Source organism: Bradyrhizobium sp. URHD0069, from assembly GCF_000701345.1.
In the GTDB taxonomy this organism is placed as follows: Bacteria; Pseudomonadota; Alphaproteobacteria; order Rhizobiales; family Xanthobacteraceae; genus Bradyrhizobium.
Genome location: NZ_JNIJ01000083.1, coordinates 1 through 9300 on the forward strand (window position 1 = coordinate 1; position 9300 = coordinate 9300).

7 protein-coding genes and 3 pseudogenes are annotated in these 9300 nt (G+C 58.2%); 5 read left to right on the forward strand and 5 right to left on the reverse strand.

The features are described 5' to 3' along the window. The 4 genes and pseudogenes from N554_RS0129270 to N554_RS39040 form a co-directional block, all read right to left on the reverse strand. Nucleotides 1-298: pseudogene (locus N554_RS0129270) on the reverse strand (site-specific DNA-methyltransferase); the annotation flags it as partial. Nucleotides 299-1161: 863 nt separating this feature from the next. Further along, nucleotides 1162-1563 (reverse strand): YsnF/AvaK domain-containing protein, encoded by a 402-nt coding sequence (locus N554_RS0129275; RefSeq protein WP_029586718.1) that lies wholly within the window; start codon nucleotides 1561-1563, stop codon nucleotides 1162-1164. A 123-nt stretch (nucleotides 1564-1686) separates the two neighbouring features. Further along, nucleotides 1687-2517: a DUF2382 domain-containing protein gene (locus N554_RS0129280; RefSeq protein ID WP_051677776.1), complete on the reverse strand. Its 831-nt coding sequence runs from the start codon at nucleotides 2515-2517 to the stop codon at nucleotides 1687-1689. A gap of 398 nt (nucleotides 2518-2915) precedes the next feature. Beyond that, nucleotides 2916-3138 (reverse strand): annotated as a pseudogene (locus N554_RS39040) (phytochelatin synthase family protein); the annotation flags it as partial. Between the two features lie 79 nt (nucleotides 3139-3217). Here N554_RS39040 and N554_RS0129285 point away from each other — a divergent pair. The 5 genes from N554_RS0129285 to N554_RS41275 all read left to right on the forward strand — a co-directional run bounded on the left by N554_RS0129285 (nucleotide 3218) and on the right by N554_RS41275 (nucleotide 7565). Next, entirely contained in the window at nucleotides 3218-3400 is a 183-nt protein-coding gene (locus N554_RS0129285) for a hypothetical protein (RefSeq protein WP_029586720.1), read from the forward strand. A 1076-nt stretch (nucleotides 3401-4476) separates the two neighbouring features. Next, nucleotides 4477-4797, forward strand: coding sequence for a hypothetical protein (locus N554_RS39050; RefSeq protein ID WP_029586721.1), 321 nt, complete (start codon nucleotides 4477-4479; stop codon nucleotides 4795-4797). A 594-nt stretch (nucleotides 4798-5391) separates the two neighbouring features. Further along, a complete protein-coding gene (locus N554_RS0129300) occupies nucleotides 5392-6327 on the forward strand; it encodes an oxygenase MpaB family protein (RefSeq protein ID WP_029586723.1) in 936 nt (311 codons plus the stop codon). Nucleotides 6328-6450: 123 nt separating this feature from the next. Further along, nucleotides 6451-6813 carry a hypothetical protein gene (locus N554_RS40515; protein ID WP_156042176.1) on the forward strand — a complete coding sequence of 121 codons (363 nt, stop codon included), beginning with the start codon at nucleotides 6451-6453 and terminating at the stop codon, nucleotides 6811-6813. A 434-nt stretch (nucleotides 6814-7247) separates the two neighbouring features. Next, entirely contained in the window at nucleotides 7248-7565 is a 318-nt protein-coding gene (locus N554_RS41275; protein WP_197033794.1) for a hypothetical protein, read from the forward strand. A 101-nt stretch (nucleotides 7566-7666) separates the two neighbouring features. On the opposite strand, the pseudogene N554_RS42450 reads toward N554_RS41275, so the two are convergent. After that, nucleotides 7667-7857 (reverse strand): annotated as a pseudogene (locus N554_RS42450) (hypothetical protein); the annotation flags it as partial. Nucleotides 7858-9300 lie beyond the last annotated feature (1443 nt).

Consider the following 9300-nt stretch of genomic DNA (forward strand, 5'->3'; position numbering starts at 1 on the left):
GGTTTACGCCGGCGCGCTTCCGCCAGGCCGGGTCGTAGCTAACGCCATACGGCGGATCGGTGATCATCAACTGCGGCTTGACCCCGGCCAGCAGCCGCGCTGCATCATCCTCTGAGGTACTGTCACCGCAGATAAGCCTGTGGGTGCCGAGAACCCAAATGTCGCCTGGTCGCGTGACGGGGTTGCTCGGCAAATCCGGTACGACGTCAGGATCGGTTAACCCCTCCGTCGCCTGCGCAGCCAGAGCTGCACGCTCCTGCTCCGAAAAGCCGACGAGATCGAGATCGAAGCCCAACACCTCAAGTTCACCCAGTTCGAGGCCGAGTGCCGCGTCGAATTTCCCAAGTTATCGACGCGCAGAGCGAAGAATCGGGCGATTTGCGCTGCAAGCTCGAGCATGCGGTGCAAATCGAATTGGGTCTCCGGCGCGAGTCTCCCAAAAACGGGAATATCCGCGGCAGCCGCCGGAGACTTTTGCCGAAATGGCCTCCCAGTTCTCGGATTTGGAGTGCGGAGACCTGTGCCCAATTGCGAAAGCCCGCCAAAAAGCGGGCCTTGCTGACGGTTGGCGGGCGATATCTTCGATTGCGGGAATGCCTGGCTGGGGCGAAAGGATTTCGAACCTCGATGTGGCGAGTTAGAAATCAGATGCTCTCGCCTATTCGAGAGGAGCCTCAGAACCGCTCTTCGTTAAAATTCACAAGCTCCTCGAAAACGTTTGAATTTCGAGAACCGTACCGAATCTTCGGAGTCCAGAGCTCCGGAGAAAAATGGGCCATTCGGAGAATAATGAGGCGGCTTTGCCGATCGGGAGTCCGGAGTTCAGATGAGAAATCGCTGCTGTTAGAGGGCTTAATTGCTAACAAGTTCACCCGGAGAATAAACGGCTTCGGCCAAGCTGGCGGAGGGAGAGGAACTGGCATCGAACCTTCTCCGCGTACACCAACGTGGCGGAAAGTAATCCAGCGTACGGCGGCGCCTGGGGGTTTGTCCCTTCCACGTCGCAGACTGCAGATAGATGGCCAGGCGCCGCAAGCCGCCGTTCCAATTCCTGGGAATTGCTACCGTCCATGATCCCACACTTTTCGGGCGGACGGACGGATCTCGGGGGAAGCCGCCTATTTAGAGCTATGCTGAAGAACTGCTATCCGCTCTCAGCGGCTACTCATCTATCTCCTCTGACTCAACGACCGCACGTTGCTTCCTCACGGGAACAGTTTCAGTCACCAATTCCGTGGTCTCGGTACGCTGAATATGTATCTCCTCCTTGAGGAGCAGTTTCTTTTCGACAACCAATACTTCTTCCAAAACGGGAATTATAGTTAGTTCGCCTTCGGTACGTATTTGAGGAGCGACTTCAACGTAGCGGTTAACTGGGACGCGGCTAACCGCAACGCGCTCGGCGGTAAGGTCCTGCGTGACGAGTTCGTCAGAGACGTCCACCATCGTCTGGACGCGCACTTTCCCGGTCGTCACTCGCCGCTTTTCTATATGAATTTGTTCTTCAGTCAGCGGAAGCTTCGCGATTCCCGGCACATCGTCAGCCCCATCTCCCTTATCCATAGCTAATTTCCCATCGGCTCCTTTGAACCTTCCGTTGCGAGCTGGCGTTTGAAATGCGACTTTTGGCCTTGGAAACCAGACTGAGGGGCCGTGACGACCATCGCGGTCCGGCCCCTCATCCCATCAAAGGCCTCTAGCGCCGGGCTTCCTGCCGCCCGTTGCCCTACTATCCTCAACGTCAACTTCCGTTGATCGCACTTTGTCTTGCACGGTCTCTGTCCTGTCTGACCCTTCTTTTCCAACGAGGACTTCGCCGGTGACTCTGACATCTTTAGATATTACGGCTTCTTCTGAAGTAGCTTGGGCCTCAATGGTCTGCTCCTTGAACGCATCCTCAGTGGCTCCTAGGGCACGATCGACCGGCCGGCGCTCGACTTGGACGTTCTCGGAATGCAGGTTTACGGCCTCGGACACGGGTTTCTCGACAACGTAGCTGCGTACTTTCACTTGACCCGAGTTCACCTGGCGCTTCCCGACCCGAAGCCGCTCCTCGACTTCTGGTAAAACCTGCGACGACTTGGCGCCCGGTTGCTCGGTCTGGGCTGTTGCAGTGGCCCCCTGATAACCAGCCCACCCTTCGTTGCGCCAAGATGCAACGCTTTCGTCTACGTCGATTGTTCCATGCCGCTCCAGGATGGACTCTGCTGTTTCAGCCTGCGCTTCACCGACGGACGCGCTTACCATGATGCTGCCCCGGTTCATTGCCTCAGCGTAAGTGTACCTATCTTCATCAGGCATAAACAAGTCAGCTAACGATGCCCAAAATCCCTTTTCGTCTCGCTTTTCGTCGTACGGCGCTCTTAACTCCGCTGGCGAGGAGACATCATTTTCGGGCGTAACCCTTATATCGGACCGCGCGATACCCGCATTCACAAGATCTTCTACGGCCCGAGTTGCCTCGTTTCGATTATTGAACAGCGCGGTCACTGTTCGATGGTTCATCATGGTGCTCATAGCTAGGCCTCTAAGTGATGGACGCCGCGCGCGGCGGCTTTAGTCGGCTCAATACTTTCAAGCACGATATAGTTCGATCTAAGCGTCGAAAATTTTCGATTGCGTTTTACAGCCCGGGCGATGTGGCCTAAGACTCGCTGTGGAGCGCACGCAACCCGGTGACCACACTATGCTCGATGCGCTGCCGCTGCACATGAGGCGTAAGGCAGGAGCTCTCGCCTGATCGTCGGTGCATCCGCCCGCATCGAACTCAGTTTGCCACGGGTTTCTTATGTACAAAAGTGTACTTAGGACGGGCTAATCCCGATCAAAGTGCAGTTGCGCCCACCTCACTGCATTGAAAGATCAAACCCGTCGCCTCCGGAGCCCGAGCAGCCGGTCGGCAAGAGAAGAGCGCATTCAATCACTAGCAGGTCACGTTTCCTTTCCCGTCCCAGGTGTCCATCGCCGCAAACAACCGCTCCGGTTCGATAAGCCAAGGCTGATAATTCGGTTCCCGTCTGATACGAAGACCATGTCCTCCGCCTCAAGATACCCACCGATCGGGGAGTGATGGCCTGTCCCGGCTCCGAAGATTTCCCCACGGCTGAAATTGATGATGCAGCGACGGCCAGTCTCGTGGATCGCCTAAGTTGCTCCGCGGTATTGCTTTCTCGCCTCGGCCCCGGGAACGAAAGGCAATGTTTTTGGTTAGGCGCCCATGAGCAAACCCAAGCCCCAAGATGAAGATCCCCGCGAAACTCCGCTTGACGATCCGCGGCAGGAGACCGACTGGCCCAATACCAAGCAGACCAACGAGCCTTGGAAAGGGCCAGTTGAAAAGGAACAGCAAAACAAAACGGATATCGATTTGGAGAAGTGGCAGGAGTCAGACACTCACTAACTATTGCACCCGGAGTTCAGCGACGGTTGCCGCAGCCAAATTACCAGACGTAATACCATCGGGTTTGCACCGAACGCGAAGGCTAGGCAATGGCGACCGCGCGTCCGATCCCGCTCGCGACGGCGTTCCTCACACCGGGATGCGAAGGCAAAGGGTGGTGCCGTCCACTCCAGGGTGTGCACCCCCGCCATCATTTACTTCTTCATTGTTCCATCTGGCGTTGTAGCATCGCCCTTCTTTTCGGCCGAGCCGGCCCGCAGATTAGAGGATTGTTCCCGACCGCCTCGTCTGAGCTGCTGTCACGAAAGAAAAAGGCCCCAGCATGGGGCATAAGCTGAGGCCGTAAAGTTTATACCGACTGGGCTCCAGTATGATCCATTAAGTTGCAGACTCGCGAATTGTTCCCCTTAGCGCCGCCTGCCGGCCATAGTGAGTTGGCGAAGCAGCTTTCGGGCTCAGCGTTGAACCGATGACCTGGGACATGAACTTTTCGAGTTCAGCCCGCCACGATGACGTCCTTGTGCGCGAGGTGCGCGTTCTCGCTGTTTGGTGCCGAGCCCGTTCAAGACTGCGATGATCGCCTGCGATATAATATCCCGCCGCGCTCAGGCCATACTCGATGGGCGCTGCTGTCTCGCGAGAAACCTGCGGATGGTTTTCATGCCCGGGTGCTGGGCTGCGGCTTGGTCCCCGCTTGTCGATCGGCACGTTGCAATTGTCGATCCGCTGCTCATCCATCCATTTCTTGCTTAGCCGCTCCTTCCCGGTCAGCGCCGTGGGCGTATTTAAAGGCAAGGTTGCTGCGTTCGGCGTCGGCAGCTCAAGCTGCGACCTGTCTTGAGCAGGCCCTGCTGACGTAAGACAGATTGTGAGCAATTAGCGAGTGATTGTCCGTACAACGGTCTCATGGATGGCCTCGCAAAACTCTGAGCTCGGGGGCGATGCGAACAGGCAAGCGCTGATAGAACTATATCGAGATTTACCGTTCCACGCGGAACCTGCGGTCCACAGGTCCGTTTCTGGTCCGTCCTGGTACGCCGAGGGCGCGCCTCAGGACGAAAACCAGGGAGAAGCAGATGAACACGAAACGACTCGTTCTCGCGGGCTGCGCCATTATGGTTTTGAGTGTTGGCACCGCACAGGCTGGCCCCTGCGACACCACCGGCCGAAACCTGAAGGACGCAGGTTCCGGACCTACACCGGGTCATACCGGGCAGCAGATAGGTGGTGGTACGAACGTCGATCAGCACCCGCCGACCGGCGCGATGAATCGCGCAACTGGAGACGTTGCAACGTCCTCGCAAGATGCACAAAAGCAGATGCAGGGCCAACCCACGGCGGCGCAGCAAGCCGAAGGTGCCAAGCCGACTGGGCAGACGGCTGATAAAGACTGCTGAAACGCGCCGGAGAGTGAACCCGCCGGCTGCGCGCGCGAGGCGGCCTTAGTTGTCGTCGTGCGTCGTTTCCTGGCGGAGTCGCAACCTCGTCATGACCGCTGCGGCTGCTAAAGAACATCAACGCCATCAGTCCGCACCGATGACAAGAGAGAACAAGGTGCCCAGGCCAAGGGCGATCCAGCTATGTTTGGACATCGGAACGTCATTGCTTGATGCCCATACGGTCGTCGCCCAGACGATGGTCAGGATGAGTATCGCTGCCCAGCACCCGAGCAAGACGTATTGGCCGCCGCTTGGCGAGGCGCGTTGTCGTCAATCCATATACGGGTTGTAGCAACGTCGAGGTGAAGGAAGGTCAGCAGCTTAGACCGTCAGCGGGGCTTATTCGTTGACTCCGGGGTCGCGTCAATCTCGGCAACGCGCGAACTGCGCGACCCGGTCCATCGAAGTCGCCAGAATGCGTCCCCCAATTGACTTGACCAAAATCCCGCGATGCTCCTCGGTTGGCGCCCAGCGATGACAACAGGGGGCAAATACTGCTCTTACCTGGATCCGGTGGCCTGTCATCCCGTTGCAAATCCTGAGGGTATACCGTTGTTGTCCGAAGATGATTTTGAAAGCAGTCTCGACACCGTTTGCGAGGCGGCGGCCGGATCAATTGAGGGGGTCTTCGGTCCCGCTTCACTGACCTGGCGGGTCGACCGCGAGGCGGCCGTCTTCCTTGGCGCCGGCCGCGCCTTGTTGCTTCAGTTGGCGCATCCCTGGGTCGCCGCTGCGATCGCCGAGCATTCCCGGACCTTTGCTGATCCGATCGGCCGGTTCCACCAAACGTTCAACACTGTTTTCACGATGGTGTTTGGCACGCGCGATCAGGCGCTGGCTGCGGCCCGCCGACTGCATCGGCGTCACGCCGCGGTGACAGGAATGTTGCCGTGGACGGCAGGTCGCTTCGCCGCGGGCTCTCATTACCGCGCCAATGAGGTCGCGGCGCTACGGTGGGTTCACGCCACGCTCGTGGAGACTGCCTTGTTGACACATGATCTCGTTTTGCCTGCGCTCACGGATAGCGAGCGTGAAAAATACTGGGTCGAGGCCCGGCTGTACGCGGCGCTGTTCGGCATTCGGCAAGCCGATCTACCATCAGACTGGACGTCGTTCACGGCCTACAATGAGGCGATGCTGCGGTCGGATATTCTCACTGTCAGCCCCGCCGCCCGCAAAATTGCTGAGCAAATCTTCTCGGGGGGCGCGACAAAATTGCGCGCGCCGAAGTGGTATCTAGCGCTGACGGCCCACTTGCTGCCAGAGCGGCTACGCGGAGAATTCGGATTGGTCTTCGGCGAACGTGAACAGCGTAGCATGAACCTCGCGCTCGCGCGGATCCGACGGCTTTATCCTCGGCTTCCGATGCGCATACGAGCGGTGGGTCCTTATCAGGAGGCCCTAGCGCGCTTGCAAAGCGAGAAGCAGCCCGACTTGGCAGTGCGTTGTCTCAACAGACTTTGGATCGGCCGGCCGATGATGGAATAATAATGTCTCGGGAAGTGGGAGCCCGCCGATCTCTCCATGTCTTGGTCTTTTAGAATCCGTTTCTGCGGGGCCGCATGGTCCGTCGGAACGCCAAGCACCCGGAAGTCTCGACCGCAGACTCTGATGGATGACGGCAATGCTCTGCACGACCGAGCTTTTTTGCCTGACCGTTTTCTATTGGTCTCCCTCACCTCTCTTCAGCACATCGGCATGCCCAGAAACCTTAAGCTATGGGGACGTTTCTGTATGTTGGACGGTCGGAACGGTAGCTTCAGCCATGGGCATTCTTCCTCTTCACCTTCAAAGACGCTTCGAGCAGCGATGGGCTGCTCGGTTCAATTCCCTGGTAATCCCAGCCGTACCAAAGAACGTTGGATTGAAAGCCTCACCATCAACACTGCGCCGCGTGCGGCAAGAGCCAAAGAAAAACCCGCCAGTAGAGCCAACAGCGCTCCTCATCCGGCTGCACCCACGCACAAGGCGTGATCTCGCGCGTTGCGATGACATTTTTGTCGCCAGAAATCCGCGAAAACTCCAAATTGGTTTTGCCCGGCCGTGAATTGCAAACGGCCTGCACAGCCTCGCGAATTTTGCTCGGTCTCTCCTGCCTTGATGGTCGCTGGTAGGAGGTGCGCCACGCGAACCAAAAGACACTGTTCTTCAACCTTCGCAAGGCGAAGAGCAAGATCTCAGCTCTGGAGGAGGGTGGCGATCAACAAACGGGTGGGCGACAACGCACGCCTGAAGAAATGGACAGCGCAAAGGCAAGGTTATGGGCACGCGGCCTGGACCAAGCGTGACGTCCGGAGAGTTCATGGAGGTGAAGACGAGCGCGAAGAAGTTTGGTTCGCCGCGGGAAGGCCTGTCGGAACTTAGCCCGTCCGCAGCAATTGTTTTGGGGGCATAAGGAGGATACGGCCATGAGAATTGAGACAATTGCACTAGCCACAGCGTTCGCACTTTCCAGTACTCTAGCCTTTGCACAAGCGGGCGGAAACACCGCAGGCGGAAGCTCCGCTGCTGGTGGTCCGGCTGCGAGCAAGACAACAACTGGCGATTCCAAGGACGGAGGCACGACCTCTGGCGGAGGGAGTGCAATGAAAAATGATGCGACAGGGGCAACCACCGGCAGCTCGACGCCTTCCGCGAAAGACGCAAGCACTCAAGGCGCGGACACCTCGGGTCCGGCTGAAAAGAAGGGCGATGCTACAACGCCCGGCGGCACGATGAAGAAGTAATCGCGAGGTCGTCATAGAGGGCGCGCGGTACTTGCTCCGGAATATGGAGCAGGGGCCGCGCGTTCGCTTAAGGCCTTCCGAGTAGGTGAGATCCGCTTTTACCCGAAACACCCATGCGGCGTTCTGCAGCGATAACCGATCTGACCACCGGCCGTGCCGCCGTCTGCGTCATGGCGACCTCAGGACCGACGAGAATAGTCGGCGCAACGGAGTCCCAGCACTTGCGGCTCGTTCCCCAGCCGCCATTGGCGCCGATGTAGAAGCCGCTCCAATCGTATGCCGCGGCAACCATCGGCGGCGCCTTGTCATGTACCCACCGGCATCACGGACCCTGGTCTTGGTGTTCGGGTTTTTCGTTTGAGGCTACGGCCGCGCCTAGCGACACGACAGGCGGGGTTTCTGGCACCTGGAGGAAAATGATGATCTGCCTGCATGGTTCACATAGGAAAACGCGACCATGCTCCTTCATTGGCTCGACGCACATCGGGCAGTGAGGTGTCATACCGGCCACGGAACGCTGAAGCGACCTCCGGTGCCTATGCGCCGTTTGGTCTCTTCTCAGATGAAACGGCGGCGCCACCAGACGGCCGATGCCATCGCTCCGCACGCTCCGCTAATCGATCATACTCTTCAGCAACCTTGAGAAGGCGGTCTCGCTCTGTGTAAGGGAACGAGGAGATAGCCTTTGCCCGCGTCTGTTCTGCGCGGCGACGCCAGTGGGCCGCGTTGTTTAGGAATTCTTCCCCCATCGCTGCGTTACCCCCGTTAAGGTCGTAGCGGTCAGAGGATACGACTCTAGCGCCGAACTCTCAAGGTGACGAACGGTCGCGGTAGGGAGGAAGACTCAGTAATTTACAGGCTTCGCATTCACGCGGCTTGGACCTCATCTATTGCGCGGGTGACGCGCGTTAAGGGGACGCCGGAAGCTGGCGAGGGATCGATAATGATTAGGGGCGGCCCGACGCCGGCGATCCAAAGCGGCGCCGGGCCTAGCCGCGTAGGGGTCTTGCTGGAGTCGAGCCCGACGCGGCGGCGGACAAAACGCGCGACTAACCGCGGCGGTCTCCGAGGCATTAAACCGCAGTTCGCGGCGGGAACGAAAATTCCTCTCCAATCTTAAATCCTGGTTTCATGGAGTTGTATTCAGTCATGAATAATCCCGACCAACATACGCTTGTGCGTGCTGTTGAGGACGCTAGGCGCATCCTTGGGGAATACATTGAGCCAGGGCCGCGCGACGCGAGACGAACCGTGGAACGACTGCTGGCTATCCTGAATAGAAACGACGTCGTCCATGCACTGGACCGGATAAACCGGCGCGCGGTGATACGACTGGTGTGGGAGTGACGACCAGCCAGCCTGAAACGTGCTGGCCAAGCTGGGAGGACTGGTTTGACCGATCAGGAGTTGATCATCTTTGCCTTAAAGGACGCGGGCAGGATAATCGCTGAACATTTGGAGGCGGGACGCACTCGCGACCCGGAGGAAACGGTCACCAGACTGATTAGAGCACTGGACAGACCCGAGATCTCTCGCGCCATTGAACGGCTTGAGAGAGGGCTGCATGTGGTGAAATGAAAAAGCCCAACAATGAGGGACGTGGAACCAGAATGTCTCGATTGCCATTTGTCGTTTTGTTTTTATCAGCGGGGTTATGTTCTGCATCGGCCCAGGGTGGCCATCTCGGAACACCACAGGAGCAGCAAGCTTGTTCGCGCGATGCTTCCCGCTTTTG

What these genes read in the sequence shown, in the direction of transcription:
- N554_RS39050 (WP_029586721.1), top strand. Translation starts at nt 4,477, where the DNA reads ATGAACACGAAACGACTCGTTCTCGCGGGCTGCGCCATTATGGTTTTG.
- N554_RS0129285 (WP_029586720.1), top strand. Translation starts at nt 3,218, where the DNA reads ATGAGCAAACCCAAGCCCCAAGATGAAGATCCCCGCGAAACTCCGCTT.
- N554_RS0129275 (WP_029586718.1), bottom strand. Translation starts at nt 1,563, where the DNA reads ATGGATAAGGGAGATGGGGCTGACGATGTGCCGGGAATCGCGAAGCTT.
- N554_RS0129280 (WP_051677776.1), bottom strand. Translation starts at nt 2,517, where the DNA reads ATGAGCACCATGATGAACCATCGAACAGTGACCGCGCTGTTCAATAAT.
- N554_RS40515 (WP_156042176.1), top strand. Translation starts at nt 6,451, where the DNA reads ATGGATGACGGCAATGCTCTGCACGACCGAGCTTTTTTGCCTGACCGT.
- N554_RS41275 (WP_197033794.1), top strand. Translation starts at nt 7,248, where the DNA reads ATGAGAATTGAGACAATTGCACTAGCCACAGCGTTCGCACTTTCCAGT.